This window comes from Stenotrophomonas maltophilia (assembly GCF_006970445.1).
Classification (GTDB): Bacteria; Pseudomonadota; Gammaproteobacteria; order Xanthomonadales; family Xanthomonadaceae; genus Stenotrophomonas; species Stenotrophomonas maltophilia_AU.
In genome coordinates, this window is the sequence record NZ_CP033877.1 from 765,098 (window position 1) to 790,818 (window position 25,721).

The 25,721-nt window shown below is 67.7% G+C and carries 27 protein-coding genes; 15 read left to right on the top strand and 12 right to left on the bottom strand.

Annotated features, from left to right (window positions below; all coding sequences use genetic code 11):
• Window positions 1-3 precede the first annotated feature (3 nt).
• Both EGM71_RS03375 and EGM71_RS03380 read left to right on the top strand, forming a co-directional pair.
• Entirely contained in the window at window positions 4-603 is a 600-nt protein-coding gene (locus EGM71_RS03375; protein ID WP_188487811.1) for a Hemin transport protein, read from the top strand.
• 73 nt (window positions 604-676) lie between these two features.
• Window positions 677-1,612, top strand: a complete 936-nt coding sequence (locus tag EGM71_RS03380; protein WP_188487814.1) for a DUF6607 family protein — start codon at window positions 677-679, stop codon at window positions 1,610-1,612.
• 69 nt (window positions 1,613-1,681) lie between these two features.
• Here EGM71_RS03380 and EGM71_RS03385 read toward each other — a convergent pair whose 3' ends face one another.
• The 4 genes from EGM71_RS03385 to EGM71_RS03400 form a co-directional block, all read right to left on the bottom strand.
• On the bottom strand, window positions 1,682-2,167 hold the full coding sequence (locus EGM71_RS03385) for a hypothetical protein (RefSeq protein ID WP_188487816.1): 486 nt from the start codon (window positions 2,165-2,167) through the stop codon (window positions 1,682-1,684).
• 2 nt (window positions 2,168-2,169) lie between these two features.
• The gene (locus tag EGM71_RS03390; RefSeq protein ID WP_138953239.1) at window positions 2,170-2,523 is read right to left on the bottom strand and encodes a DMT family protein; all 354 of its coding nucleotides are present in this window, start codon (window positions 2,521-2,523) and stop codon (window positions 2,170-2,172) included.
• A gap of 69 nt (window positions 2,524-2,592) precedes the next feature.
• Complete coding sequence (locus EGM71_RS03395) at window positions 2,593-5,109, bottom strand: ABC transporter permease (protein ID WP_188487818.1); 2,517 nt, start codon at window positions 5,107-5,109, stop codon at window positions 2,593-2,595.
• Window positions 5,106-5,753, bottom strand: a complete 648-nt coding sequence (locus EGM71_RS03400; protein WP_188487820.1) for an ABC transporter ATP-binding protein — start codon at window positions 5,751-5,753, stop codon at window positions 5,106-5,108. The genes EGM71_RS03395 and EGM71_RS03400 overlap by 4 nt, the downstream gene beginning before the upstream one ends.
• A gap of 75 nt (window positions 5,754-5,828) precedes the next feature.
• Here EGM71_RS03400 and EGM71_RS03405 point away from each other — a divergent pair, with 75 nt between their 5' ends.
• From EGM71_RS03405 to EGM71_RS03415, 3 genes are all read left to right on the top strand, one after another.
• Complete coding sequence (locus EGM71_RS03405; RefSeq protein ID WP_188487822.1) at window positions 5,829-6,473, top strand: arylesterase; 645 nt, start codon at window positions 5,829-5,831, stop codon at window positions 6,471-6,473.
• An 87-nt stretch (window positions 6,474-6,560) separates the two neighbouring features.
• Entirely contained in the window at window positions 6,561-7,274 is a 714-nt protein-coding gene (locus EGM71_RS03410; protein WP_002811889.1) for a response regulator transcription factor, read from the top strand.
• Between the two features lie 155 nt (window positions 7,275-7,429).
• Entirely contained in the window at window positions 7,430-8,701 is a 1,272-nt protein-coding gene (locus tag EGM71_RS03415) for a sensor histidine kinase (RefSeq protein ID WP_188487824.1), read from the top strand.
• 295 nt (window positions 8,702-8,996) lie between these two features.
• On the opposite strand, the gene EGM71_RS03420 is transcribed toward EGM71_RS03415, so the two are convergent.
• The gene (locus EGM71_RS03420; RefSeq protein ID WP_188487826.1) at window positions 8,997-9,698 is read right to left on the bottom strand and encodes an SGNH/GDSL hydrolase family protein; all 702 of its coding nucleotides are present in this window, start codon (window positions 9,696-9,698) and stop codon (window positions 8,997-8,999) included.
• Window positions 9,699-9,911: 213 nt separating this feature from the next.
• Between EGM71_RS03420 and EGM71_RS03425 the strand changes: the two genes are divergently transcribed.
• From EGM71_RS03425 to EGM71_RS03470, 10 genes are all read left to right on the top strand, one after another.
• The gene (locus EGM71_RS03425) at window positions 9,912-10,307 is read left to right on the top strand and encodes a diacylglycerol kinase (RefSeq protein ID WP_049443619.1); all 396 of its coding nucleotides are present in this window, start codon (window positions 9,912-9,914) and stop codon (window positions 10,305-10,307) included.
• 34 nt (window positions 10,308-10,341) lie between these two features.
• Entirely contained in the window at window positions 10,342-11,091 is a 750-nt protein-coding gene (locus EGM71_RS03430; RefSeq protein ID WP_004154280.1) for a TerC family protein, read from the top strand.
• A 227-nt stretch (window positions 11,092-11,318) separates the two neighbouring features.
• The gene (locus EGM71_RS03435) at window positions 11,319-12,479 is read left to right on the top strand and encodes an MFS transporter (protein WP_188487828.1); all 1,161 of its coding nucleotides are present in this window, start codon (window positions 11,319-11,321) and stop codon (window positions 12,477-12,479) included.
• 550 nt (window positions 12,480-13,029) lie between these two features.
• Window positions 13,030-13,647 (top strand): LemA family protein, encoded by a 618-nt coding sequence (locus tag EGM71_RS03440; protein ID WP_188487830.1) that lies wholly within the window; start codon window positions 13,030-13,032, stop codon window positions 13,645-13,647.
• A 3-nt stretch (window positions 13,648-13,650) separates the two neighbouring features.
• Window positions 13,651-14,538 carry a TPM domain-containing protein gene (locus EGM71_RS03445; RefSeq protein WP_188487832.1) on the top strand — a complete coding sequence of 296 codons (888 nt, stop codon included), beginning with the start codon at window positions 13,651-13,653 and terminating at the stop codon, window positions 14,536-14,538.
• Window positions 14,538-15,032 (top strand): TPM domain-containing protein, encoded by a 495-nt coding sequence (locus EGM71_RS03450; RefSeq protein WP_110711081.1) that lies wholly within the window; start codon window positions 14,538-14,540, stop codon window positions 15,030-15,032. Before EGM71_RS03445 ends, EGM71_RS03450 begins: the two co-directional genes overlap by 1 nt.
• 51 nt (window positions 15,033-15,083) lie before the next feature.
• On the top strand, window positions 15,084-15,971 hold the full coding sequence (gene lgt / locus EGM71_RS03455) for a prolipoprotein diacylglyceryl transferase (RefSeq protein WP_188487834.1): 888 nt from the start codon (window positions 15,084-15,086) through the stop codon (window positions 15,969-15,971).
• Entirely contained in the window at window positions 15,968-16,762 is a 795-nt protein-coding gene (locus tag EGM71_RS03460; protein WP_188487835.1) for a thymidylate synthase, read from the top strand. Before lgt ends, EGM71_RS03460 begins: the two co-directional genes overlap by 4 nt.
• Entirely contained in the window at window positions 16,759-17,322 is a 564-nt protein-coding gene (locus EGM71_RS03465; RefSeq protein WP_223224532.1) for a hypothetical protein, read from the top strand. The genes EGM71_RS03460 and EGM71_RS03465 overlap by 4 nt, the downstream gene beginning before the upstream one ends.
• A gap of 13 nt (window positions 17,323-17,335) precedes the next feature.
• Window positions 17,336-17,827, top strand: a complete 492-nt coding sequence (locus tag EGM71_RS03470; RefSeq protein ID WP_188487837.1) for a dihydrofolate reductase — start codon at window positions 17,336-17,338, stop codon at window positions 17,825-17,827.
• Window positions 17,828-17,978: 151 nt separating this feature from the next.
• Here EGM71_RS03470 and EGM71_RS03475 read toward each other — a convergent pair whose 3' ends face one another.
• Genes EGM71_RS03475 through lptD form a run of 7 tightly spaced genes read right to left on the bottom strand, consistent with a single transcriptional unit; the run spans window position 17,979 to window position 25,674 of the window.
• On the bottom strand, window positions 17,979-18,623 hold the full coding sequence (locus tag EGM71_RS03475) for a DUF1287 domain-containing protein (protein WP_188487839.1): 645 nt from the start codon (window positions 18,621-18,623) through the stop codon (window positions 17,979-17,981).
• The gene (locus EGM71_RS03480) at window positions 18,620-19,636 is read right to left on the bottom strand and encodes a symmetrical bis(5'-nucleosyl)-tetraphosphatase (RefSeq protein ID WP_188487840.1); all 1,017 of its coding nucleotides are present in this window, start codon (window positions 19,634-19,636) and stop codon (window positions 18,620-18,622) included. Before EGM71_RS03480 ends, EGM71_RS03475 begins: the two co-directional genes overlap by 4 nt.
• A 15-nt stretch (window positions 19,637-19,651) precedes the next feature.
• On the bottom strand, window positions 19,652-20,035 hold the full coding sequence (gene apaG / locus EGM71_RS03485; protein ID WP_008268668.1) for a Co2+/Mg2+ efflux protein ApaG: 384 nt from the start codon (window positions 20,033-20,035) through the stop codon (window positions 19,652-19,654).
• 13 nt (window positions 20,036-20,048) lie between these two features.
• Window positions 20,049-20,852 carry a 16S rRNA (adenine(1518)-N(6)/adenine(1519)-N(6))-dimethyltransferase RsmA gene (rsmA, locus tag EGM71_RS03490; RefSeq protein ID WP_188487842.1) on the bottom strand — a complete coding sequence of 268 codons (804 nt, stop codon included), beginning with the start codon at window positions 20,850-20,852 and terminating at the stop codon, window positions 20,049-20,051.
• Window positions 20,849-21,829: a 4-hydroxythreonine-4-phosphate dehydrogenase PdxA gene (pdxA, locus tag EGM71_RS03495; protein ID WP_188487845.1), complete on the bottom strand. Its 981-nt coding sequence runs from the start codon at window positions 21,827-21,829 to the stop codon at window positions 20,849-20,851. The genes rsmA and pdxA overlap by 4 nt, the downstream gene beginning before the upstream one ends.
• 3 nt (window positions 21,830-21,832) lie before the next feature.
• Window positions 21,833-23,179: a peptidylprolyl isomerase gene (locus EGM71_RS03500; protein ID WP_188487848.1), complete on the bottom strand. Its 1,347-nt coding sequence runs from the start codon at window positions 23,177-23,179 to the stop codon at window positions 21,833-21,835.
• On the bottom strand, window positions 23,176-25,674 hold the full coding sequence (gene lptD / locus EGM71_RS03505; protein WP_188487850.1) for an LPS-assembly protein LptD: 2,499 nt from the start codon (window positions 25,672-25,674) through the stop codon (window positions 23,176-23,178). Before lptD ends, EGM71_RS03500 begins: the two co-directional genes overlap by 4 nt.
• Between the last annotated feature and the right edge of the window lie 47 nt (window positions 25,675-25,721).

Here is a 25,721-nt window from a genome sequence, read left to right on the forward strand (position 1 = left end):
CTCATGAGCCGAGCCTTGTCCGCACGCAGGAATGACGCCATCGCCGCGCAGGGCAGCGCGGCCTGGCCGACGCCGGCACAGCTGGCCACGCTCGGCACCGTGTTGTGCCTGTACCGCGCCGACGGCAACGAACTCGGTGGCTGGCGCCAGGCGGTACGCGTGCACGCCTGCCAGGGCGTGGACAGCGAGGGCGTGCGCGAAAGCCTGTGTTTCCTCGATGCCCGCGGACGCTGCGTGTGGCGCCTGTACCTGCTGCCCGACAGCGATTTCTTGGCCTGGGACCGGCTGATCGCGGCGCTGCCGCCGGGCCCGGAGCACGACAGCGACGGCAGTGTTGGCGAACGCCTGTGGCGGCGCCTGGCCGGCCACCTCGGTGGCCAGCGCTGGCGGCTGTGTGCATTGCGCCTGCACGCCGCCGACGATGGCCGCACCCTCGCTGCAAGCCTCTCGACGTTGTCCTCGCTGGGCGCAGCCACCGCGCGTCGCATCGCGCGCTTGGAAGGTGCCGAAGGCGAGCTGGCGATCGACGATTGCTGCTGCGCCGACGCTGCACGCCGGCCGACACCGCGGGTTCCCGGCGACCTGCCGCTGATCCGCCTGTGATCCTTTCCTGATGGAACGCCCGACGGCCACGGATGGCCTCTCAACGAACCTGCAACCCCGAAGGAAGACCCCGATGAAGCTCCAGACAGCCAGCGCAATGCTGCTGCTCGCCGCCAGCGGCGCGGCCAGCGCGCAGCCCTCCGATATCGCCCGTGACCACGACAGCATCCTTGCCATGCAGGGTGAGTACACCGTGGACTTCGCCTTCGACGAAACCGTGCTGCTCAAGCCCGGTTATGAGCGCGCGCCGGCGATGCGCAGCGGCGGCAACGAAGTGGTCATCGTGGTGGAAGACACGCCGAAGCGCATCGTGCTGCAGCATCTGCTGCTGGACGAGAAGAGCGGTCACATCACCAAGCACTGGCGCCAGGACTGGGTCTACGAAGCGCCGAACCGCTTCGAGTTCAGTGCCGACCAGACCTGGCAGGTACGCAGCATTCCGGCGGCCGTGAACACGGGCGCCTGGACCCAGTGCGTGTACGAAGTGAGCGATGCACCGCGCTACTGCGGCACCGGCACCTGGACCTACACCAACAACGTGCCGACCTGGACCAGCGACCTCAGCTGGCGCCCGTTGCCACGCCGTGAGTACACCAAGCGCAGCGATTACAACGCGCTGGCCGTGGTCAACCGCCACACGCTCACGCCCAATGGCTGGACCCACGAGCAGTTCAACACCAAGGTGCAGCGCAACGCCGACGGCAGCCAGGTGGAGATCGCCCGCGAGTTCGGCTTCAACGACTACGTGAAGACCACCGAGATCGACTTCACTCCGGCGCGCAATTACTGGAAGGCCACTGCTGGCTACTGGGCCAAGGTGCGTCAGCGCTGGGACGGTTTCCTGACCCAGGCCCCGGGCGTGCACCTGAAGACCAAGATCGATGGCATGGCGATGATCATTCCGCTGTTCACCCAGGCCGAAGAGATCCAGTCCGGCAAGAAGGTGAAGGACAAGCAGATCGACGAGGTGTTCGCCAAGTACGTTGAGAAGGCGCCGAAGGAAGGCTGATCGCCACGGCGCCGGTGGGTGCCGAGCTTGCTCGGCACCGCATCCACGCCATGCGTGGATGCCCTGCACTCAGGACGCCGGCCCGCTCAAGGTGGTCAGGTCCACCCCGGCGTCCTTGAACGCACGCAGGGTGGCCTGCAGGCTCGCCTCGTCATCGCGCGTGCGGACGCCCATGATGGCTTCGTTGCAGCGCACGCGATCGGTGCTGCACGCCTGCGGGTCGGGCAGCAGCAGCGCGGTCTGCGCGACCAGGATCGCCATGTGCGCCACTTCCTTTCTCGGCGTTGGTTGCCCCCGGTAGAACCGGTCGAACTCCGCGCGCAGGTCGGCCAGCACCTCGGCATCGCCACGCGCGTGCGCTGCATCGGCCGGAACCAGATAGGTCTGGCGGCCCTCATGGAAGGCGCGCACCTCATCGGCCAGTACCGTTTCCAGCACGAAGGCCTGCACCGGGTCCGGGACATGGCCCACCGCAGTGCGGGCACATGCGGGCAGCATCGCCAACAGCAGCGGCACGCCGACGAGAAGCGCGCGCAGGCAGAAGCCGTGTCTCATTGCTATTCCTTGAACATCAGAAACGCCGCCGCCACGATCAACCCGAACGCGGCGTAGTGGTTCCACTTCAGCGGCTGGCCCAGGTAGAACGCGGAGAACACCGCGAACACCAGCAGCGTGATCACTTCCTGCATGCCCTTCAGCTGCGGCGCCGAATACACCGCACTGCCCAGCCGGTTGCCGGGCACCTGCAGGCAGTATTCGAAGAAGGCGATGCCCCAGCTGACCATGATCACCATCATCAACGGCGCGCTCTTGTACTTCAGGTGGCCGTACCAGGCGAAGGTCATGAAGATGTTGCTGCCGAGCAGCAGCAACACCGGGTACAGGTAAGCAGCGAACGACGTGCCGGGCATCCGGGCGATCTCATCGGGGTGGGGCGCGCAGCATAGCGCCAGCCCCACCCCGTGCGTGTCATGGCCGCGTCAGGCCTCGCGCAGCGCCAATGCCGGCGGCGTATGCAGGATCGCCCGCGTACCCCACCAGCCCGCCAGCAGGCTCAACCCGATGCCGACCACGCCGCCGATCAGCAGGCCCGGCCACGGCGGCAGCAACGGCAGCTCGAACACCTTCTGCGAGACCGCCACGCCGATGGCCGCGGCGGCGCCCACCGCCAGCAACGCCGCCAGCGTGCCCAGCGCGCCGAACTCGACCAGCACCGCGCCACGCAGCTGGCGCCGGGTCGCGCCCAGCGTGCGCAGCACCGCGCTGTCGTAGCGACGCTCGCCGGCGGTGGCCTGCAGCGCGGCCAGCAGCACCAGCACGCCGGCCAGCAGGCTGAACACCATCACCAGCTGCACCGCCTGCGCCACCCGTTCCATCACATCGCGCACCTGCGAGATCACCGCGTCCACGTCCAGCAGCGACAGGTTCGGCTGCGCGCGTACCAGCTCGCCCAGTCCCGCTGCCTTGCCGGCCGGCAGATGGAACGCCGACAGCAGGTTGTGCGGGGTGTCACCCACCGCATTCGGGTTCAGTAGCACGAAGAAGTTCGGCCGGAAGGTGTTCCAGTCGGCCTTGCGCACGCTGGTCACGGTGAATTCGCGTTCCTGCTCGCCCACTGCAATGCTGATGCGGTCGCCCGGGTACACGCCGTAGCGCTTGGCCCAGCCGATTTCCACCGAAGCCTCTGCCGCGACGCTGTCGGCCTTCCAGAAGGTGCCGTTGACCAGCGTGTTGGCCGGCGGGAAGGTGCTGCGCCAGCTGAAGTTCAACGGCCGGTTCTCGTCATCGTCGTCGCGCTGGGCCTCGCTGGACGCCGGCTGCCCGTTCTGTTCAGGCGAGCGGTCCACGCGCAGCGGCGGCTTGCCGTTGATCGCGATCAGGCGGCCGGTGGCCATCGGTTCGATGCTGGCGTCACTGGCGCCCAGTCCACGCAGCGTGGCCAGCACGCTGTCGCGCTGCTCGGGCTGGATGTTGATCAGGAAGTAGTTGGGGGTATCCGCAGGCAGGCGCTCGCGCCACTGCTGCAGCAGGCCGGGGCCGGTGACTGCCAGCAGCAACAGCGCGCACAGCGACAGCGACAGTCCGACCAGCTGCATCACCGCCAGCAGCCGGCGCCGGGTCAGCGCGGCCAGGCCCAGCCGCCAGTTGCCATGCAGGCGGTGCTGCAGGCCGCGCAGCAGCTGCAGCAGCACGAAGCCGGCCCCACCGGCTGCCACCGCCAGTGCGGCCAGGCCGCCCAGCACCCACAGTGCCAGTTTCAGGTCGCCGGTGACCTGCATCGCCAGCAGCAGGCTGGCGGCCAACGCCGCCACATAGGCCAGCAACGAGGCCGGCGGCAGCGCGGCGAAGGAACGGTTGAGCACGCGCATCGGCGGCACCCCGCGTAGGCGCAGCAGCGGCGGCAGGCCGAAGCCGAACAGCAGCAACAGGCCGATGCCGGCGCCGGTCAGCGCCGGCATCGCTTCCGGCAGCGGCAGCCGCTGCGGCACCAGGCTGCCCAGCACCTGCACCAGACCTTCCTGCGCGGCCATGCCCAGGCCGATGCCGAGCGCACAGGCCGGTACCGCCAGCATCAGCAGCTGCAGCGCCAGGCCCAGCAGGATGTCGCGCTGGCGCGCGCCCAGGCAGCGCAGGATCGCTACCTGGTCGATGCGGCGCAGCGCGAAGCGGTTGGCTGCCAGCGCCGTGGCCACACCGGCCAGCAGTACCGCCAGCAGCGCGCTGAGGCCGAGGAAGCGCCCGGCCAGATCGAATGCCTGGCGCACGCCGCGCTGGGTGTCGTCCACGCTCAGCAGGCGCAGCCCCTTCACCTGCGGCAGCAGCCATTGCCGAAGCGCAGTGATCTGGTCTGCCGCTCCGGCGAACATCAGCCGGTAGTTGATGCGGCTGCCGGGGCCGAGCAGTCCGGTGCCTTCCACGTCGGCGCGGTTGACCAGCAGGGTGGGGGAGAGCGTCAACAGGTCGCCACCGGTGTCCGGCTCGGCCTCGATGATGCCGGCGATGCGCAGCGTGCCGGCGCCGAATTCGAGGTCATCGCCGGCCTTCAGCCCCAGCCCCTGCAGCAGGCGTGGGTCGGCATAGGCATGGCCCTTGGGTGGCGTGCCGGCATCGGTGATCAACGCACCGCCGGGCGTGGCCCGTACCCGCAGCGTGCCGCGCAGCGGATAGCCCGCCTGCACGGCCTTGATGCTGGCCATCTGGCTGGCATCGCCGTTGAACAGCACGCTGCCGAAACTGGCGATGCGGGTGTAGGCCAGTCCTCGCCGCCGCGCCTCGTCGGCGAACGCCTGTGGCGGGTCATCGCGGCCGGCGATGCCGAGGTCGCCGCCGAGCATTTCCGCCGCGCTGCCGGTCAGCGCCAGGTTGACCCGGTTCACCAGCGTGCCCACCGCGGTCATCACCGCTACGCCCAGCACCAGCGCGGCGAACACGGTCAGCAGGTCGCCGGCCAGCGCCTCGCGGCGCAGCGCGCGCCACGCATGCCGCAGCAGGTTCATGCCTGCGCCCCGTGCTCGACCGGCAGCAGGCGGCCGTCGTCGATGCGGTGGATGTACTGGCAACGCTGGGCCAGGCGCAGGTCGTGGGTGACCAGCACCAGGGTGGTGCCGCTGCCGGCATTGAGCTCGAACAGCAGGTCGCTGATGTGCTGGCCGGTGGCATGGTCCAGCGAGCCGGTCGGTTCGTCGGCGAACAGGATGCGCGGGCGGGTGACGAAGGCGCGTGCCAGCGCCACGCGCTGCTGCTCGCCGCCGGACAGCTGGCGCGGGTAGTGGCGGGCGCGATGGGCCAGGCCGACCTGCGCCAGCACCTCGTCCACCCGCACGCGGTCCTCGCGCCCGGCCAGTTCCAGCGGCAGTGCGACGTTCTCGGCGGCGGTCAGTGCCGGCAGCAGGTGGAAGCTCTGGAACACGAAGCCGACTTCGCGCGCGCGCAGCTGCGCACGCGCCTCTTCATCGAGATCGCCCAGATCCTGGCCGGACAGCGCGATGCGGCCGCGGCTGGGCAGGTCCAGCCCGGCCAGCAGGCCGAGCAGGGTGGTCTTGCCGGAGCCGGAGGCGCCGACGATGGCCGCGCTGGTGCCTTCATGGACGGTCAGGGTGATGTTGTCCAGTATGTGGACTTCACCCTCCGGGCCCTGCACGGACTTGCCGACCTGGTCGACGACGATGGCGACGGACGCGCTGCGGGGGGACAGGCTGTCGATGAGGAGACTCCAATGCGCAAGACGGGATGGAGCCGGCGAGCCGGCGCGATGATGGTGCTGCTGCTAGGGTTCCTGCTGCTGCCCGGGCTGGCCTGTGCCAAAGGTCCGGCCGGCACCGTGCTGGTACTCGGCGACAGCCTCAGTGCTGCCCACAATATCCCTGCCGACGCCGGCTGGGTCAGCCTGCTGCAGCAGCGGGTCAGGCAGCAGTCGAAAACCCCGGCGCGCATCGTCAACGCCAGCATGAGCGGGGAAACCACCGCCGGCGCGCTGACCCGCCTGCCGGGCCTGCTGGCGAAGGAAAAACCGACCGTGGTGGTGATTGCGCTGGGCGGCAATGACGCGCTGCGCGGGCTGACCCCGGCGCAGGTGCAGGGCAACCTGGAGAAGATGGTGCAGGCCAGCCAGAAGGCCGGTGCCAAGGTGCTGCTGCTGGGCATCGACGTACCGCCCAACTATGGGCCGGCCTATCGCCAGCGCCTGGCGGCGGCCTACAAGGCGCTGGCCACGCAGTACAAGGTGCCGCTGCTGCCGTTCCTGCTGGAGGGCGTGGCCCTGGAGCCGGGCATGATGCAGGCCGATGGCCTGCACCCCACGGCGCAGGCACAGCCGAAGGTGCTGGACAATGTCTGGCCACTGCTCAGGCCGCTGCTCTGAACCATTTGATTTCCTCTTGACGGAACTTCACATCACGTCCACCGTCGATCCGGCATGTTTCACAAAGCTGAAGTTAGAGGGAATCACATGCGTCAGACGAAGGAGACTTCCGGCTTGGTGCTGGTGGTCGAAGACAACCGCAACATCTCCGAGATGATCGGGGAATACCTGGAAGGTCGCGGCTTCGAAGTCGACTATGCACAGGACGGCCTGGATGGCTACCGCCTCGCGGCGGAAAACAGCTATGACGTCGTGGTGCTCGATCTCATGTTGCCGCGCCTGGATGGCATCGAAGTATGCCGTCGCCTGCGCAACGATGCGCGCAAGTCCACACCGGTGCTGATGCTCACGGCACGCGACACCCTGGACGACAAGCTCACCGGCCTGGGTTTCGGCGCCGATGACTACCTGACCAAGCCGTTCGCGATCCAGGAGCTGGAAGCCCGCCTGCGCGCGCTGATCCGTCGCGAACGTCGCCAGGTCGGTTCGGAGGTGCTGAAGGTCGCCGACCTGGTGCTCGATCCGGTCAGCATGCGTGCTACCCGTGCCGGCACCGAGCTGCAGCTGTCGCCGATCGGCCTGCGCCTGCTGACCATCCTGATGCGCGAATCGCCGCGCGTGGTCACCCGCCAGGAGATCGAACGCGAGATCTGGGGCAACGGCCTGCCGGATTCGGACACCCTGCGCAGCCATCTGTACAACCTGCGCAAGATCATCGACAAGCCGTTCGACCGTCCGCTGCTGCACACGGTGCAGAGCGCCGGCTATCGCATTGCCGATATCGCCCAGCCGATGGCCTGATCGGGGCCCGCGCCGGTGCAGCAGCAGGCCCGGCCGGGCAACGGCCTCGCACGTGGCAGGGGATGACCGGCCGGCGTTGCCGCCGGTCATCGTCCGTGCACGACTACGGCGCGGTGCGCTGCCTATAATCGCAGCGCTCTGACCGGGACCCCGCAATGCCGCACGGCCTGCCGCGCAAGATCCGTATCGCCTTCATCCTGCAGGCAGTTCTGGCCAGCCTGGGCATCCTGCTCGGTGCCTGGCTGGTCTCGCTGGTGATCAAGCACAGCCTGGTCGGCGCGGCCCTGCGCGAGGAAGCGGCGTACTACTGGACGCTGCACGAGGCCTCGCCGGTGCAGCCGCCACCCAATACCCAGAACATCCGCGGCTACCTGCTGGAAAGCGGGCAGTCGGCGCTGTCATTGCCGGCCAACCTGCGCACCCTGGAGCCCGGCTTCCACGAGCTGCCCAAGGACGACCAGCTGGTGCTGGTCGACGTGCGCCCGGCTGGTCGCCTGTACCTGGTATTCCTGCGTTCGCGAGCGGAGATGCTGGCGTTCTGGTTCGGTATCGTGCCCGTGCTGCTGACCTTGCTGGCGGTGTATGGCGCCAGCTGGGTCACCTACCGTGCCTCCAAGCGCCTGGTGTCGCCGGTGAACTGGCTGGCACGGCGTGTGTCGCGCTGGGACCCGGGCCATCCCGAAGCGGCCGACCTGGAGCCGAACAAGCTGCCCGCGGACATGCAGGGCGAGACCCGGCAGCTGGCCGCCGCGCTGCATTCGCTGGCCAACCGGGTCAGCGCGCATGTGGCCCGCGAGCGCAACTTCACCCGTGATGCCAGCCACGAGCTGCGCACGCCGTTGACCGTCATCCGCGTGGCCAGCGACATGGCCCTGGGCGATGAAACCCTGCAGCCGCGCCTGCGCCGCAGCCTGCAGCGCATCCAGCGCGCCGGCCGTGACATGGAAGCGGTGATCGATGCGTTCCTGATCCTGGCCCGCGAGGCCGACGTCGAACCGCAGATCGAGCTGTTCGACGTCAACGACATCGTCCGCTACGAGGTGGACAACGCCAACGAGCTGCTGGGCAACCGGCCGGTGTCGGTGCACCTGCACAGCGAAGGCCCGGTGCAGCTGCACGCGCCGCCGCGGGTGCTGCAGGTCGTGGTCAGCAACCTGGTACGCAACGCCTGCAGTTACACCGACGAAGGGCGTATCGACGTGCACGTGCTCAATGACCGCGTGGTGGTGCGCGATACCGGCATCGGCATGTCCGCCGAGGCGCTGTCGCGCGCGTTCGAGCCGTTCTACCGCGCTGAGCCAAGCCGCCCGCAGGGCACCGGCCTGGGCCTGTCGATCGTGCGCCGGTTGTGCGACCGCTTCGGCTGGAAGGTCAGCCTGGCCAGCGAGCCGGGCAAGGGCACCGAAGCCACGGTGATCTTCCGGTAGTGGGCTTTGGCCGGGCTGCGCCCGGCACCCGCCGAGGCAACATCAACATCAAAAGCGGGCATTCCGAGGAGTGGCGGGGCGGCGTGGGTGTGCAGGACACGCCGTAAACCCATCCATGGGGGCTCGATGGCGCCATCCATGGCGCCAACGGTCCTGCACACCCACACCGCCCCGCCTTCGACAGTTCCCCGCGATCCGCAGTGGATCCACGCCATGCGTGGATGAATTCAGTAGATCCACGCCATGCGTGGATAGTGTTGCGGCAGCGCCGGGCCATGCCCGGCGCACGTCCGCCTCAGTTGCAGTTGACCTTCGGCGCCAGCGCCTTGGTCCAGATCGCGTAGCCGGCCGGGGTCATGTGCAGCATGTCCTCGCGGAACAGCGTCGCATCCGGCTGGCCATCGGCACCGAGCATCGGCGTGTAGACGTCGGTGAAGCCGGTGTTGGGCAGCTTGGCCAGCGCGGCCTTGATCAGCGTGTTGGCTTCGTTGATCGCCGGCAGCAGATGCGCACGGGACGGGCTCGGCTTGATCGACAGGTACTCCACCCTGGTCTTCGGCAGGTCGCGGTGCACGCGCTGCACGAAGGCAACCACATCGTCGCGCACCTGCACGGCGCTGCGGCCACTGTTGAGGTCGTTGTCGCCCGCGTAGAAGAACACCTTGCAGGGCGCATACGGCACCACGATGCGGTCGGCGTACCAGGTGCTGTCTCGCACTTCCGAACCACCAAAGCCGCGGTTGAACACCGGCTGGCCCGGGAAGTCCGCCGCCAGGCTCGCCCACATGCGGATCGAGGAACTGCCGATGAATTCAATGCCACCGCGCGGCGGCGGGTTGGACTGGTCGGCGCTGGCGAAGCGGGCCATGTCGCCGGCCCAGGCCACGTTGGAGACCTGTTCGGGCACCTGCGGCGGCTTGGCCGGGCCCAGGGCCTGGGCAAGCGGTGCGGCGGTCAGCAGGCCCAGCATCAGCAGGCAGGTACGGCGACGGGACATCAGGCGCTCCAGCAGGCAAGGGGGCATCCATCATAGGAGCACGGCCCGGCCCGGTGCTTGCCCCTGGCAGGCCGTTCAGCGGGCCGGCGCGGGGTGCGGTTGGCGGCCTTGTGGCAAAATGGCGGCCATCTGCCTATTCCTGTGCACCCATGATTCCCTGCCGTGCGTCTGAGCGGTCGCTGCGCCGCGTCCCTGTTGCTGGATGTTCCACCCGTGGCTGATCAGTTCGGCCACATGCCCCGCGGTCCGCGCCGCATCTTCCAGGCTGCCCGCTGGTCCTGGCAGGGCCTACGCGCCGCCTGGCTGCACGAGTCCTCGTTCCGGCTGGAGGTGTACCTGCTGGTGATGCTGACTCCGGTCGCGATCTGGCTGGGCCAGACCCCGGTCGAACGCGCGCTGCTGATCGGCTCGATGCTACTGGTGCTGGCGATGGAACTGGCCAACTCGGCCATCGAAGCGGTGATCGAACGCTACGGCAGCGAGATCCATGAGCTGGCCGGCCGCGCCAAGGACATGGGCTCGGCCGCGGTGTTCGTGCTGATGATGAACGTGCTGCTGTGCTGGGCGCTGGTCGTGGTTCCGCACGCGCTGGCCGGCAATTACGGCTGAAACCCCCATTCCCCCACTGCCTTGAAGAGTTTCCATGTCCTTTGAGTTCCTCGCCGACCCCAATGCCTGGGTGACCCTGTTCACCCTCAGTGCGCTGGAAATCGTGCTCGGCATCGACAACCTGGTGTTCATTTCCATCGCCGTCAGCAAGCTGCCGGAAGAGCGTCGCCCGTTCGCGCGCAAGCTCGGCATCGCCGTGGCGTGCATCACGCGTATCGCGCTGCTGGTGTCGCTGGCCTACCTGGCGCACATGGCGGCCAACCTGTTCACCGTGGCCGGCATGGGCATCTCCATCCGCGACCTGGTGCTGATCGTCGGTGGCCTGTTCCTGATCATCAAGGGCTTCATGGAGATCAAGGAACTGATCAGCGGCGGCGAGGATGAAGATCCCAGCACGACCAAGGCGTCGGCCGTGTTCGGCTACGTGATCGCCCAGATCGCGGTGATCGACATCGTGTTCTCGCTGGACTCGGTGATCACCGCCGTCGGCATCGCCGACCACATCCCGGTGATGGTGGCCGCCATCCTGCTGTCGGTCCTGGTGATGCTGCTGGCCGCCAACCCGCTGGGCCGCTTCATCGATGCCAACCCGACCGTGAAGATGCTGGCCCTGGCCTTCATCCTGCTGATCGGCGCGGTGCTGATCCTGGACGGCCTGGACGTGCACGTGCCGAAGCCCTACATCTATGCCGCGATGGGCTTCTCGGTGCTGGTGGAGTGGCTGAACCTGCTGATGCGCCGCCGCGCCCGCGAACACAACGTGCCGGGCGCCGGCAACTGGTAATCGCGCCACTGGCGTGTGCGTCCCTCGGAACCCCCGGCATGCCGGGGGTTCTGCGTTGTGGGGGCGAGGCCGGCCCTGCAGCGGCGCTGCGGCTTTTGCACCTGCAGCGGGATTCTAGCCCCCACTTGTGAACCAGGATCAACAGTGTTTTCCCGGGGCGAGGCTTAATCCGGTACAGCAAAGCGCGCAGGCTACGCACTCCCGATTCCGCCCCCCAGGAAACCCCCATGAATTCCAGAGCCGCCTTGCTGGCGCTTGCCGTCGGCGCCTTCGCCATCGGAACCACCGAGTTTGCCCCGATGGGCCTGCTGCCGGTCATCGCCGACGGCGTGGGTGTCGGCATTCCCACCGCCGGCATGCTGATCACCGCCTACGCCGTGGGCGTGATGCTGGGCGCACCGGTGATGACCCTGCTGATGGGCCGTTTCGGCAAGCGCACCGCGCTGATGCTGCTGATGTCGATCTTCGTGGTCGGCAACCTGTTGTCGGCGCTGGCCCCGAACTACGGGCTGCTGTTGTTGTCGCGCCTGGTCACCAGCCTCAACCACGGTGCCTTCTTCGGCATCGGTGCGGTGGTCGCCGCCAGCCTGGTACCGAAGGAAAAGCAGGCCGCAGCCGTGGCCACCATGTTCATGGGCCTGACCATCGCCAACATCGGCGGCGTGCCGCTGGCGACCTGGGTCGGCCAGCAGCTGGGCTGGCGCCTGTCCTTCGCCGGTACTGCGGTGCTGGGCCTGGTCGCGATCACCGCGCTGGGCTTCGCGCTGCCGGCGTCCGCGCCGGGACCGCGCCCGGACGTGCGCCGTGAACTGAAGGCGATCCTGCAACCGCAGGTGCTGCTGGCGATGGCCACCACCGTGCTCGGCGCCGGTGCCATGTTCACCCTCTACACCTACGTAGCGCCGGTGCTGACCGAACTGACCGGTGCCTCCAACGGCTTCATCGCGATGTCGCTGGCGCTGATCGGTATCGGCTTCACCCTCGGCAACGGCATCGGCGGGCGCATGGCCGACTGGTCGCTGGATGGCGCCACACGGATCCTGCTGGCCGTCCTGGCGGTGCTGATGTTCGTGCTGCCGCTGGCCTTCATGAGCCACGCCACCGCTGCCCTCGGTGTGCTGCTGTTCGGTGCGGCGACCTTCGCGCTCGTGCCGCCGCTGCAGATCCGGGTGATGCAGGCGGCCAGCGAGGCGCCGGGCCTGGCATCGTCGATCAACGTCGGTGCGTTCAACCTGGGCAATGCCGTGGGTGCGGCGCTGGGCGGTGCGGTGATCAGCTCGGGCCTGGGCTATGCCGCGATTCCGGTGGCCGGTGGCCTGCTGGCGGCATCGGGCCTGCTGCTGGCATGGCTGGGGCGGACGCGCACTGCGGTGGCCGAGGCCTGCTGAGGAGTGTTGGATTCCGGCAGGGCTTGCAGCCCTGCACCCGCCGAGGCCACTGCAACATCAACAGCAACAGCAACAGCGTGCATTCCGTGGGATGGCGGGGTGGGTCCGGTGGCGGGGGACGCCGTAAACCCGTCCATGGGGGCTTGGCCGCGGCATCCATGCCGCGGACACCCCCGCCACCGGACCCACCCCGCCTTCGACAGTTTTCCGCGATCGGTCGCAACGGCGTTCCGCTCTGGTAGGTGTCGACCTTGGTCGACACGAATGTCTGAAGAACCGGCTTTTGCTTTTGATTTTTTCTTTTGATCTTCCCGCGGTGCGCAGGAAATTGTCCGTGGCCGGGAGGGTGGGTTGGCTGGGGGCGTGAGCGCCATGGATGGCGCGACCGAGCCTACAAGGACGTATTCACGGCGTCCCCCAGCCAACCCACCCTCCCGGCCAACCCCAGAGAACCAGCAAACAACCCACCGCGGAGGGGGCGGCGCCCGATGGCCGGTCTTTCACCCGAACCATGGCATGCTCGGCGCCAAGCCCACCCGGAACCTCCGCCATGCGCCTGTTCACCCGCGTCCTGCCCCTGATGCTGTTGGCCTCCCTGCTGTCCGGCTGCGGCTACAACGCCATCCAGCAGAAGGATGAAGCGGTCAAGGCCAGCTGGTCGGAGGTCATCAACCAGTACAAGCGCCGCGCCGACCTGGTGCCCAACCTGGTGCAGACCGTGAAGGGCTTCGCCAGCCAGGAAGAGCGCGTGCTGACCGAAGTGACCAACGCCCGTTCGCGTGTCGGCCAGATCAACGTCAACGCCGATGACGAAGCCTCGCTCAAGCAGTTCCAACAGGCCCAGGGCGAACTCGGCAGTGCGCTGTCGCGGCTGCTGGTGGTCACCGAGAACTATCCGCAGCTGAAGTCCGACCAGAACTTCCGCGACCTGCAGGCGCAGCTGGAAGGCACCGAGAACCGGGTCACCGTCGCGCGCGGCCGCTACATCCAGCAGGTGCAGGACTACAACACCTACATCCGCTCGTTCCCGCAGGTGATCACCGCCAAGATCTTCGGCTACAAGACCAAGCCGAACTTCACCGTGGACAACGAAGCGCAGATCTCCAACGCGCCGGCGGTCGATTTCGGCAACGCGCCGCAGCAGCCGGCACCGCAGCCGGGCCACTGACCGATGCGCCTGGCCACTGCGCTGCTGGCACTGCTGCTGTGGCTGCCGCTGGCAGCGCAGGCGCAGCAGCTGGCGTCGATTCCTGCGCTGGATTCACCGGTGGTCGATACCACCGGCACGCTGGACGCCATGCAGAAGCAGGCGCTGGTGCAGCAGGCGCTTGAACTGCAGCAGCGCAAGGGCAGCCAGCTGCAGGTGCTGGTGGTGCCCACCACCCAGCCGGAGGACATCGCGCAGTACACCACGCGGGTCTTCGACCAATGGCAGATCGGCCGCAAGGGCGTGGATGACGGCGTGCTGCTGGTGGTGGCCAAGGACGACCGGCGCGTGCGCATCGAGCCGGGCTACGGTCTTGAAGGCGCCATCCCCGATGCCATCGCCAACCGGGTCATCCAGGAATACCTGGTCCCACGCTTCCGCAGCGGCGACTACGCCGGTGGCATCACCGATGCCACGGCGGTACTGGTCAAGCTGATCGACGGCGAAACGCTGCCTGCACCGGTCAGTGGCCATCGCGGGCGGGAGCCTGGCGGTGGCGGCGACAGCTGGTTCCTGGCGTTGTTCATCGGTGTGTTCGCCGGCAGCATCCTGCGCGGTGTGTTCTCGCGCGTGCCGCGTCCGCTGCGTGGCCTGCTCGGCGGCGCGGGTGCAGCGCTGCTGGCCTTCGTGTTCACCTCCACCGTGCTGGCCAGCGGTGTGGCCGGCATCGTGGGCCTGATCGTGGCGATGCTCTCCGGCCACCCGGGCCGCTTTGCCGGCGGCGGTGGCTGGGGCGGCGGCAGCTGGGGAGGCGGAGGTGGCTTCGGAGGAGGCGGTGGATTCGGTGGTGGCGGCGGCTGGGGCGGTGGCGGCGGCCGTTCCGGCGGCGGCGGCGCTTCGGGAGGCTGGTGATGATCCAACGTCTATGTCGCCATGTGTTTTCGCCGTCGGTACGGCGCGCGTTCCCACCCGCCACATTGCAGGCGATCACCGAGGCCATTGCGGCCGGTGAGCAGCGCCACGGCGGGCAGGTGATGTTCGCGGTGGAAGCGGACCTGCCGCTGGCCGCGCTGTGGCACAAGGTCACCCCGCGCCAGGCCGCCGAGCATGCCTTCGCCCGCCTGCGCACCTGGGATACCACCCATAACAACGGCGTACTGATCTATCTGCTGCTGGCCGACCACGCCATCGAGATCGTCGCCGACCGTGGCCTGCATGGCCGGGTCAGCCCGGCGCAGTGGCAGCGGGTCTGCACGCACCTGCGCGAGGGGTTGCGGGGCCCGAACCCGGTCGAGGCGCTGCGCGGCGCCATCGAAGAGGTCTCGACCCTGGTGGAGGGGCACTTTCCGGCCTCGATGCGGTCAGACGATGACGGCCTGCCCAACACACCCCAGCTCCTTGGTTGAGCCGGGGCGGCACTGGCCCGAGAATAGGCGTTCAACCGCAAGGCACCTTCCATGATCTATTTCCACGACATCGACCCCATCGCCCTCTCGCTGGGGCCGATCAAGGTGCATTGGTACGGCATCATGTACCTGCTCGGCTTCACTGCGGCCTGGCTGCTGGGCCGCAAGCGCATCGCCGACGGGCGCCTGCCGGGGGTCGATGCCAACGGCTTCTCCGACCTGCTGTTCTACGCCATGCTCGGCGTGGTGCTGGGCGGACGCATCGGCTACATGCTGTTCTACGCGCTGGGCGATTTCCTGCACAACCCGCTGCTGCTGTTCAAGGTGTGGGACGGTGGCATGAGCTTCCACGGTGGCCTGCTGGGCGTGATCGCCGCCTGCTGGTGGTGGTCGCGCAAGCACAGGCTGCATTTCTTCGACACCATGGATTTCATGGCGCCGCTGGTGCCGCTGGGCCTGGGCTTCGGCCGCATCGGCAACTTCATCGGTGCCGAGCTGTGGGGCAAGTACACCGACGGTACCTGGGGCGTGGTGTTCCCGTCCGGCCTGCCGGCTCCGCTGAACCAGCTCGACCACGCGACGCTGCAGGCGCAGTTCGCGACCGGCGCGCTGAACCAGTTCGCCCGCCATCCCTCGCAACTGTATGAAGCGTTGCTGGAGGGCCTGGTGATGTTCGTGGTGCTGTGGACGGTGTCGGCCAAGCCGCGTCATCGCTATCTGGTCGGTGGCCTGTTCGCGCTGCTGTACGGCCTGTTCCGCTTCGCCGTCGAGTTCGTGCGCATGCCCGACAACGGCGTCTACGTGGCCTTCGACTGGCTGACCCGCGGCCAGATCCTCAGCCTGCCGCTGATCGCCTTCGGCCTGGTGCTGCTGGTGATGTCGCGCCGCGCACCGGTACTGCAGCCGCAGCTGCCGGTGGCCACCGAGGGCAAGGCATGAAGGCCTATCTGGACCTGCTGTCGCACGTGCTCGAACACGGCGCCGAGAAGAGTGATCGCACCGGTACCGGCACCCGCAGCGTGTTCGGCTGGCAGATGCGCTTCGACCTCAACGAAGGCTTCCCGCTGGTCACCACCAAGAAACTGCACCTGCGCTCGATCATCCACGAGCTGCTGTGGTTCCTGAAGGGCGACACCAACATCGGCTACCTGAAGGACAACCAGGTGCGGATCTGGGACGAGTGGGCCGACGAGAACGGTGACCTCGGCCCGGTCTACGGCAAGCAGTGGCGTAGCTGGGCCACCGCCGATGGCGGCGAGATCGACCAGATGCAGTGGCTGGTGGACGAGATCAAGCGCAACCCTGATTCGCGCCGGCTGGTGGTCAGCGCCTGGAACGTGGGCGAGCTTTCGCAGATGGCGCTGATGCCGTGCCACAACCTGTTCCAGTTCTACGTGGTGGACGGCAAGCTCAGCTGCCAGCTGTACCAGCGCAGCGGCGACATCTTCCTCGGCGTGCCGTTCAACATCGCCAGCTATGCGCTGCTGACCCACATGGTGGCGCAGGCCACCGGCCTGGGCGTGGGTGACTTCGTACATACGCTGGGCGATGCGCACCTGTATTCGAACCACTTCGAGCAGGCGCGCGAGCAGCTGTCGCGTGAACCGCGCTCGCTGCCGAAGCTGTGGTTGAACCCGGAGGTGACCGACCTGTTCGGCTTCCAGTTCGACGACATCCGCATCGATGGTTATGACCCGCATCCGGCGATCAAGGCGCCGGTGGCGGTATGAGTACCCGCCTGCGTTCCAGGGGCCTGCTGGCGCTGTGCGGCATGCTGCCGTTGGCCATGGTGCAGGCCGGACCCGCCGATGCGTTGTCGTTGGCCCGGCAGGTCAATGAGCAGATCGTGCACAAGCACATGCGCGAGGAAGTGCAGGCGTTCGCCGGGGCATTCAACGGCAGCACGATGTTGCCCCAGGATGTGCCGGAAGGGTGCCGGGCGCAGATGCATGAGGCGGTAACCGGGATGTACACGGCGATGACCGAGCATCTGAAGGCCGGTATCGAGGATCCGGTCTACCAGCGCACGCTCGAGCAGCAGCTGGCCAACGTCTATTCCAGCGACCAGTTGAAGGCATTTCTGGCACGTCGTGCCAGCACCGACACCGCTGCGTTGTCGGCAGACATCCTGTCAGGACCGGGCCTGAAGGATATCGAAGAGGCGCAGAAGCAGAAGATCCTCGGTGGCCTGGATGAGCGGTCCACGTCCAACCCTGCGCTGGCTGCGGCGTTGCAGGCTGCCAGTGCCGCGAACGCTGCCTGCGAACGCCTGCAGATCGACGCCAGCTGAGGAGGTGGCAGCAATGAAGCTCTCGATGATCGTGGCACTGGACCGCAACCGTGGCATCGGTCAGGGCAATGCCATGCCCTGGCACCTGCCGGATGATTTCAAGCACTTCAAGGCGCTCACCCTGGGCAAGCCGATCCTGATGGGGCGCAAGACCGCCGAGTCGATCGGCCGCGTGCTGCCGGGGCGGACCAATCTGGTGCTGACCCGCAGCGGCCAGGTGCCGTTCGAGGGCATGCGTGCGGTGGCGTCGCTGGACGAGGCGAAGGCGATTGCCGAAGGCGAGGGGGCCAGCGAGCTGTGCATCATCGGCGGCGGCGAGATCTTCCACCAGATGCTGGACCAGGCCAGTGACCTGTACCTGACCTGGGTCGATGCCGAAGTCCCCGCCGATACCCATTTCCCCGAAGTGGACGTGCAGGACTGGCGGGAAGTGAGCAGCGAGCCGCACCCGGCCGACGAACGACACGCCTACGCGTTCCGCTTCGTGCACTACGTGCGCCGCTGATCGCGGAAATACCAACGAAAACACCGACGAAAACACTGACGAAAACACCGACGGGCTAGAGTCGACTGTTAGTTGATTATCGCGCGCAGCGCGGGGTTTTCAGGGGGCGTCAGGAGCAGTCGACTAACAGTCGACTCTACCGGGACTGTCGCTACGGCGCCCGGTAATGCCCGATGATCGCGTGCTGGAACAGCAGGTTTTCTTCGCGCGTGCCGCGCGCGATGTTGTGCAGCACCAGCGGTGTGCCATTGGCCAGGCGCCGGTCAGAGACGATGCCCACGTGCAGCAGGCCGTTGCCATTGAGCTTCCAGGCAACGATGTCGCCGGCCGCGTAGTCGGCGGCGACGGCCGTGATCGGTTGCTGCCAACCCTGCCGTTCGAACCAGCGCATCAGGTTCGGTACGCGACGATGATCGATGTTGCGATCCGGCCGTGACAGGCCCCAGATCGCGGGATAGGCACTGAAGCTGCCGCGCATGTCTTCATGCACGCGCGCCTGCAGGTCCAGGCCCTGGCTGCGCAGCGCGCGCACCACCACATCGGTGCACACGCCGCGATCGAGCGGGACGTCTCCACCGGGATAGGCCAGCACCTGATAGGCAGGGTCGTAGCGGGTGGTGACGCCGATCTGCGCGCGCGCCGCGGCCACCAGTGGCGGCGAAGGCGCCTGCGGTTGCGATGGCGCGTGGCCGGCGTTTCCGGCGCCGGTGGGGGCCGGGGCCGAAGTGGGCTGGCAGCCGCTGGCCAGGGCCAGCGTCAGCAGCACCGTCCATGGTGCCCGGCCGCGCCGCGTCATGCCTGCGGCGGGGGACTGTTGCTGCCGGGGCCCGCAGAGCCACCACCACCACGGCGACGACGGCGGCGGGGACCACGGTTGCCCGGGTTGGCAGCGGCGGCGTTGCCGCCGCCCTGTTCCTTGCCCTGCGCCGCAGTGGCGGGGCGCTCGTGCGCCGGTCGCGCCGGCGGGCGGGCGTTGGGCACCGGTGCCGGTACATCGCGGCCCGGCACCTGCACCACGCGCAGTTCGTCGGTATCGAGCTGGATCGCGGTCAGCTTGCCGCCCCACACCGCGCCGGTGTCGATGGCATGCACGCCCTGGGTGATGGTCAGGCCCAGCGCCGACCAATGGCCGCAGACGACCTTGAGGTCGCGCTCGACCCGGCCCGGCACTTCGAACCAGGGATACAGCCCCTGCTCCTGCGTGCCCGGCGTGCCCTTGTCCTCGATGCCGATGCGCCCACGCGGGGTGCAGTAGCGCATGCGGGTGAGCACGTTGATGATCGCGCGCGAACGGTCGTAGCCGGACAGGTTCGGGGCCCAGCTCGGCTTGTCTCCGTACATGTTGCGGAACAGCTTGCGGTAGCCGGCGCCATGCAGCTGCACCTCGACCTCGGCGGCATGCTTCTCGGCCATCTGCGTGGTCCACTTCGGCGCCAGGCCGGCATGCACCATCATCCAGCCCAGTTCACGGTCCACATGCACCAGCTTCTGCAGGCGCAGCCAGTCCAGCAGTTCGTCGCGGTCCTCGGCCTGCACGATGCGCAGCAGGTCCGGGTTGACCTTGCGCTGTTCCTCTTCGGTGCGTGCACCGACGGCCAACAGCGAAAGATCATGGTTGCCCAGCACCACCACGCTGTGCTCGCGCAGCGAATGCACCAGCCGCAGCGTTTCCAGCGACTGGCCGCCACGGTTGACCAGGTCGCCGCAGAACCACAGGGTGTCCTGCGCCGGGTCGAAGCGGATTTTCTCCAGCAATCGCTGGGTGACGTCATAGCAGCCCTGCAGGTCGCCGATCGCCCACACACTCATCGTTCGGCCTCCGTGTCAGTGCAGGGTACGCGGGACGGCCAGCACGAACGGTGCGACCGGCGCGGCAAATTCGGTGCCATCGTCGGCGACCATGTCGTAGTGCCCCTGCATGGTCCCGTGATCGGTCCCCAGCATGACACCGGACGTGTAACGGAAGTCTTCACCGGGGCGCAGCCGCGGCTGCTCGCCGATCACTCCGTCGCCATCGACATGCTCGACACGGCCATTGGCATCGGTGATGCGCCAGTGGCGTGCGACCAGGCGTGCAGCGACCCGCCCCTGGTTGTGGATGCGGATCGTGTAGGCGAACGCAAAGCGACCGTCTTCCGGCGCGGATTGATCGTCGAGGAAGCGCGGCGCGACTTCGACGGAGATGGCATAAACGTCAGCGTCTTCCATACCGGCAGTGTAATCAGGAGGCATTGGCCAAAGCGATGAATTCGGCCACGTCCAGCTGTTCGGCGCGGGCATCGGGACGCACGCCGGCGGCGATGAACTGCTCGGCGGACACCACGTTGTTCAGGGCATTGCGCAGGGTCTTGCGGCGCTGCCCGAAGGCGGCCTTGACCACGTCGGCGAAGCGCTTGTGGTCGTTGATGTTGATCGTGGCCGGGTCACGCGGCACCAGCCGCACCACGGCCGAATCGACCTTCGGCGGCGGCCGGAACGCGCCCGGCGGCACCACGAACAGCGACGTCACCTGGCAGTAGGCCTGCAGCATCACGCTGAGGCGGCCATAGACCTTGCTGCCGGGGCCGGCTGCCATGCGGTCGACCACTTCCTTCTGCAGCATGAAGTGCATGTCGCGGATGACCGCGGCGTGCTCCAGCGCGTGGAACAGGATCGGCGAGGAGATGTTGTAGGGCAGGTTGCCGACCAGGCGGATCGGCTGGCCGTCGGCCAGTTCGGTGAAGTCCACGCGCAGCACGTCGCGATGGACGATGGTCAGCTCGCCCAGCGGCTCGGCGGCGGCGGTCAGTGGCGCGATCAGGTCGCGGTCGAACTCGATCACCGTCAGCGTGGGGTGCACGCGCAGCAGCGGCAGGGTGATCGCGCCCTGGCCGGGACCGATCTCGACCAGGCGGTCACCGTCTTTCGGGTTGACCGCCATCACGATCTTGTCGATGTAGTGGCGGTCGGCCAGGAAATGCTGGCCAAGCTGCTTCTTGGCTGGTGCGGTGAACACCGGGCCGGAGGGGGAATGCGGGGAATTCATGCGCCCAGTGTACGTTGCCGCGCAAGCTGCGCACACAGCGTCGTTGCCGCCTGCAGGCTGGAGGGATCGGCGATGCCGCGGCCGGCCAGGTCCAGTGCGGTGCCATGGTCCACCGCCACGCGCGGGTAGGGCAGGCCCAGGGTCAGATTCACCGCCTGCTCGAAGCCGGAATACTTCAGTACCGGCAGGCCCTGGTCGTGGTACATCGCCAATACGGTGTCGAAGCCGGCCAGCTTGGCCGGCAGGAAGGCGGTGTCGGCCGGCAGCGGCCCGACCAGGTCCATGCCCTCCGCGCGCAGGCGCTGCAGCAGGGGGATGACCAGGTCCAGTTCCTCGCGGCCCAGGTGGCCGTCTTCGCCGGCGTGCGGGTTCAGGCCGAGCACGGCGATGCGCGGTGCGGGCAGGCCGAATTCGCGGCGCAATGCCGCATGCACGGTGCGCAGCGTGTGCTCCAGGCCCGGGGCGGTGATCGCATCGGCCACCTCGCGCAGCGGCAGGTGGGTGGTGGCCAGGGCCACGCGCACGATGTGGTTGGCCAGCATCATCACCACCTTCACCCCGGCCTGGTCGGCCAGCAGTTCAGTGGTGCCGCTGTAGGCAATGCCGCCTTCGTTGATGACCGCCTTGTGCACCGGGCCGGTCACCACGCCGTGCAGTTCGCCGGACAGGCAGGCCTGGCCGGCGCCGAGCAGGGCGCCAATGACCGCGCCGGCATTGGCTGGATCGGCCTGGCCGAAGTGGCTGGGTGCAGTGTTACGTACGGCGCGCAGGCGCAGATCGCCGGGGACGCGTGCTTCGGCGTCCTCGGGCAGCAGTTGCAGGGGCAGATTCAGCGCGGCTGCGGCCGCGCACAGGGTGTCCGGGTCGGCAAAGGCCAGCAGCCGGCAATCTTCACGCGGCTGCTGGACGAGTCGGACACACAGCTCCGGGCCGATCCCGGCGGGCTCGCCCGGTACCAGAGCGAGCTCGGGGCGCATCGGTCAGGACTGCGGCGGGGTGGCGGTGTTTTCCGCGCGGTCGCCGCTGCGGAAGCTGACGTAGGCTTCGCCACGCAGTTCCTGCAGGAAGCGGTTGTACTCGTCTTCCAGCTTGCGACGGCCGATGGTCTCGCGGACCTGGGCACGCTGGTTGTCGGTGGTCACGTCGGTCTGGCGGGTCGCCACGCGCTGCACGATGTGCCAACCGGCGTCGGTGCGGAACGGCTGGCTGACGCCACCGTCCTGGAGGCCACTCACCTGCTGGCCGAAGGCCGGACCGAACGCGTCGGCCGGGAACCAGCCCAGATCACCGCCCTGGCCCTTGCTGTTGTTGTCCTCGGAGGACTCCTTGGCAACGGTCTGGAACTCGGCACCACCGGCAATGCGGGCGCGCAGGGTGTCGATCTTGGCCTTGGCCGCGGCGTCGGTCTGGTGGTCGTCCACGCGCACCAGGATATGGCGGCCGTGGAACTCGGTGACCGTGTGCTCACCGGCGGCGGCGGAGCTGGAATCACGTACTTCCACCAGCTTCAGCAGCTGGAAGCCGCTCGGGCCACGGATCGGGCCGACCACTTCGCCCGGCTTCATCTTTTCCATCATCTGGGCAAAGGCCTGCGGGATTTCATCCAGGCTGCGCCAGCCCAGGTCGCCGCCTTCCAGTGCGTTCGGGCTGTCCGAATAGCGCACGGCTGCAGCGTTGAAGTCCAGCTCGCCCTTGTCGAGCAGGGTCTTCACGCCATCGGCCTTCTTCTGGCCGGTGGCGATCTGGTCGGCGCTGGCACCGTCGGGCAGGGCGATCAGGATGTGCGCCAGGTGATACTGGTTACCCACCGTGGCCTGCTGCTTCAGCGCGGCGTCGACTTCACCCTCGCTGACGCTGATGCGGCTCTGCGCGAAGCTCTGGCGCAGGCGCTGCACGGTGATCTCGTCACGCACCGAGGCACGGAAATCGTTGAAGTCGATGCCGTCATGGGCCAGGCGCTGGCGCAGGGCATCCAGGTTCGAACCATTCTGCTGGGCGATGGAATTCATCGCCTGGTTCAGCTCCTGGTCGCTGACACGGATGCCGCTGCCCTGGGCGCGGGCCACCTGCAGCTTGACCAGCACGAGGCGCTCGAGCACCTGGCGGCTGAGCACATCTTCCGGCGGCAGCTGGTTTTCACGGCCGGCGTACTGCGCCTTGATGTTGGCGATCGCACGCTGGAGCTCGCTCTGCAGGATCACGTCCTCATCGACGACGGCGGCGATGCGGTCAAGCGGCTGCGCCTCCTGGGCAAGCACCTGCAGGGGGGCGGACACGCTGGACACCGCCAGCAGCGAGGCGAGAAGAACGGGGAAGCGCTTGGTCATGGGATCAGGTTCGGATCGTAGTCATCCCGGGTCGCCCCGGTGTTGCTCGGCGGCACGAGATAGAGGTCGTCGCGGTTGTAGCCGAGGATAGCACGGCGCAGGGTGCGGTCCGTGTCCTGCCCCAGGGAGCTCAGGCCCTTGAGCACGAACTCCAGCTGGATGGCATTGTTCATCTCGCCTTCGCGGTTGCGGACGTAGCGGCGGCCGACCACACGCACGGCCAGGCAGCAGCTGTCCCACTGGACGCCGGCGATGATTTCCAGCGGTTCCTTGTCCTGCAGCGAGTAGTAGTAGCGGCCAACCAGGCTCCAGCGCGCATTCAGCGGATACAGGAACGACAGGTCGGCCTGTTCCAGCAGCGTCCGGTCATGCTTGTTGGCGGTGGCCGGAGCGCCGGAGTTGATGCGGTAGCGGTAGCTGAGGTTGATCACGCCATCGTTGGGCATCAGGTAGCGGGCACGGACGCTGGCCAGATCCTCGCGCTTGTACTTCGGGTCCCACTGGTAGGTGGCGCCCAGGGTCCAGCGGTCGTTGATCATGTAGTTGCCGTCGGCGATCCAGGCCGACTTGCCCTTCTCCACCGGCGCGCCGCCCGGGAGTGTCACCCGCGACTCGTCGAAGTACTGGATCTGGCCGATGGAGGCCGAGAACCGTTCCTTGCCGGTGGTCTGGTCGATGAAGCGGGTACCCAGTGCCAGGGTCAGCTGGTTGGCATCGTTCTGGCGATCGGCGCCGGTATAGCGCGAATCGCGGAACAGCTGGCCCCAGCTGAAGGTGAAGTCGCGGGTGTCGAAGATCGGCAGCTCGTCCTGGTCGCGGTACGGCGTGCGCAGGTAGAACAGGCGCGGTTCCAGGGTCTGCAGGAAGGACTTGCCACCGATGCGGGTCTCGCGATCGAAGAACAGGCCGGCATCGATGCTGCCGATCGGCAGGCTGCGGCTGGGCGAGGTGTTGCCGCGCAGCTGTTCCGGTGTGGCGGTGGTCGGGTCGATACCCTGCGAACGCAGGATCTGGCCGCGGATGCCGTTGACGCCGTCAGCCAGGCCGCGATCCAGCTGGTAGGCCGTGTATCGGTAGGCCAGGGTCGGCGTGATGTACCAGGCCGCGCCGCTGATCGGGAACGACACGTAGGGCTTCACGTCAAGGCGTGAGCCACCGCTCACGCCAATGCCGGATCGCTGTTGGACACCATTGCGCGTGTACTGCAGGTCCGTTCCAGCGCTGGCGTCGTACTTGTAGTTGATGTCGTCGTGGGTGAAGCGCACGGCTTCGGCGTAGATGCCGGTTTCCAGCCACGGCAGGACCGGCTTGTCCCAGTTGAAGTACAGGCGCGGCTGGCGGTTGTAGGGCAGCGCGCTTTCATTGAGCGTGTAGTCGGTCAGCTGCCAGCGGTCGGCCATGATGCCAGCCGTCCAGTTCTTGCCGGTGCCGTACAGACCGATGGTGCTCTGCAGGTTCGACGCGGTGACCCCCACCAGGCGGTTGGCGAAGTCTTCCACATAGCGCTCGTCGCTGACCCAGGCCAGATTGGCACGGGCCTGCCAGTGGTCGTCGAGGTTGTGGTAGCCGCCGAACATCACCCGGCCGCGGTCGCGGTCGCGCAGCTTGTCGTTGGGCATGAACGCGGTCAGCAGTTCGCCGCGGCCGCCGTTGTAGAGGTAGCGGAACTCGTTGTCGAGCATCAGGCCGCGCCGGCTCATGTAGCGCGGGGTCAACGTGTCGTCGTAGTTCGGCGCCAGGTTGAAGTAGATCGGCTGTGCGTAATCGAAACCGTTGCGCCCGGACATGCCCAGCTGCGGGAACAGCAGGCCGGTCTTGCGCCGGTCATCGATCGGGAACTTGAAGTACGGCGCCCACAGTACCGGCACCTTGCCGATGCGCAGCACGGCGTTGCGGGCCGTGCCGAAGCCTTCGTCGTTGTCCACTTCGATCTGCGGCGCCGACAGCTTCCACACCGGCTGCGACGGGTCGCAGGTGGTGTAGGTGGAGCGGTGCATCTGGCCGACCGCACCCTGCAGGTCGACCGACTCGGCATCGCCGTTGCCGCGGCGCGACACCAGCTGGTACTGGATGTCGGTGATCTTGTGGGTGTCGCTTTCCTGGTTGCCCTCGGCGCGCTTGGCGACCATGCGGATCGAGGAGTCCTGGTAGCGGACATTGCCGTCGGCAATGTAGTTGCCGCTCTCGGTATCGAAGCTGAGCTTGTCGGTGCCGACGAACTGGTCGCCCCGGCGCAGGGCCACGTTGCCCTCGTACTGCGGCACGGTGGTGGTGCCCAGCAGCTGGTCACCCTCGATGTCGGTCGGCTGCTGCTCGCGCGCGGCGCTGGCGGCGGCCTTGTCCTGGCCCGGGACCGGGACCGGGGCATCGGTAAACGCGGGAATCACGTCGGTAGCCGGGCACAGGCCCCAGTTGAGCGGCTTTTCATCGGCCATTGCCGGCAGGCAGATGGCGATGCTCAGAGGCAGGGGAAGCAGGCGGAGGGCTCGGCGCACGCGGTTCGGATTCGGGCGAAAACGGACGGTAGCTTGCCCCATCCCTT

Bases quoted from the DNA above. Each gene is read 5' to 3' on its own strand.
- EGM71_RS03380 (WP_188487814.1), top strand. From the start codon at position 677: ATGAAGCTCCAGACAGCCAGCGCAATGCTGCTGCTCGCCGCCAGCGGC.
- EGM71_RS03440 (WP_188487830.1), top strand. From the start codon at position 13,030: ATGCGCCTGTTCACCCGCGTCCTGCCCCTGATGCTGTTGGCCTCCCTG.
- EGM71_RS03475 (WP_188487839.1), bottom strand. From the start codon at position 18,623: ATGACGCGGCGCGGCCGGGCACCATGGACGGTGCTGCTGACGCTGGCC.
- EGM71_RS03500 (WP_188487848.1), bottom strand. From the start codon at position 23,179: ATGACCAAGCGCTTCCCCGTTCTTCTCGCCTCGCTGCTGGCGGTGTCC.
- EGM71_RS03390 (WP_138953239.1), bottom strand. From the start codon at position 2,523: ATGCCCGGCACGTCGTTCGCTGCTTACCTGTACCCGGTGTTGCTGCTG.
- EGM71_RS03410 (WP_002811889.1), top strand. From the start codon at position 6,561: ATGCGTCAGACGAAGGAGACTTCCGGCTTGGTGCTGGTGGTCGAAGAC.
- EGM71_RS03375 (WP_188487811.1), top strand. From the start codon at position 4: ATGAGCCGAGCCTTGTCCGCACGCAGGAATGACGCCATCGCCGCGCAG.
- EGM71_RS03450 (WP_110711081.1), top strand. From the start codon at position 14,538: ATGATCCAACGTCTATGTCGCCATGTGTTTTCGCCGTCGGTACGGCGC.
- EGM71_RS03445 (WP_188487832.1), top strand. From the start codon at position 13,651: ATGCGCCTGGCCACTGCGCTGCTGGCACTGCTGCTGTGGCTGCCGCTG.
- apaG (WP_008268668.1), bottom strand. From the start codon at position 20,035: ATGGAAGACGCTGACGTTTATGCCATCTCCGTCGAAGTCGCGCCGCGC.
- EGM71_RS03470 (WP_188487837.1), top strand. From the start codon at position 17,336: ATGAAGCTCTCGATGATCGTGGCACTGGACCGCAACCGTGGCATCGGT.
- EGM71_RS03480 (WP_188487840.1), bottom strand. From the start codon at position 19,636: ATGAGTGTGTGGGCGATCGGCGACCTGCAGGGCTGCTATGACGTCACC.
- EGM71_RS03460 (WP_188487835.1), top strand. From the start codon at position 15,968: ATGAAGGCCTATCTGGACCTGCTGTCGCACGTGCTCGAACACGGCGCC.
- pdxA (WP_188487845.1), bottom strand. From the start codon at position 21,829: ATGCGCCCCGAGCTCGCTCTGGTACCGGGCGAGCCCGCCGGGATCGGC.
- EGM71_RS03385 (WP_188487816.1), bottom strand. From the start codon at position 2,167: ATGAGACACGGCTTCTGCCTGCGCGCGCTTCTCGTCGGCGTGCCGCTG.
- EGM71_RS03465 (WP_223224532.1), top strand. From the start codon at position 16,759: ATGAGTACCCGCCTGCGTTCCAGGGGCCTGCTGGCGCTGTGCGGCATG.
- EGM71_RS03405 (WP_188487822.1), top strand. From the start codon at position 5,829: ATGCGCAAGACGGGATGGAGCCGGCGAGCCGGCGCGATGATGGTGCTG.
- EGM71_RS03415 (WP_188487824.1), top strand. From the start codon at position 7,430: ATGCCGCACGGCCTGCCGCGCAAGATCCGTATCGCCTTCATCCTGCAG.
- EGM71_RS03395 (WP_188487818.1), bottom strand. From the start codon at position 5,109: ATGAACCTGCTGCGGCATGCGTGGCGCGCGCTGCGCCGCGAGGCGCTG.
- lgt (WP_188487834.1), top strand. From the start codon at position 15,084: ATGATCTATTTCCACGACATCGACCCCATCGCCCTCTCGCTGGGGCCG.
- rsmA (WP_188487842.1), bottom strand. From the start codon at position 20,852: ATGAATTCCCCGCATTCCCCCTCCGGCCCGGTGTTCACCGCACCAGCC.
- EGM71_RS03430 (WP_004154280.1), top strand. From the start codon at position 10,342: ATGTCCTTTGAGTTCCTCGCCGACCCCAATGCCTGGGTGACCCTGTTC.
- EGM71_RS03435 (WP_188487828.1), top strand. From the start codon at position 11,319: ATGAATTCCAGAGCCGCCTTGCTGGCGCTTGCCGTCGGCGCCTTCGCC.
- EGM71_RS03420 (WP_188487826.1), bottom strand. From the start codon at position 9,698: ATGTCCCGTCGCCGTACCTGCCTGCTGATGCTGGGCCTGCTGACCGCC.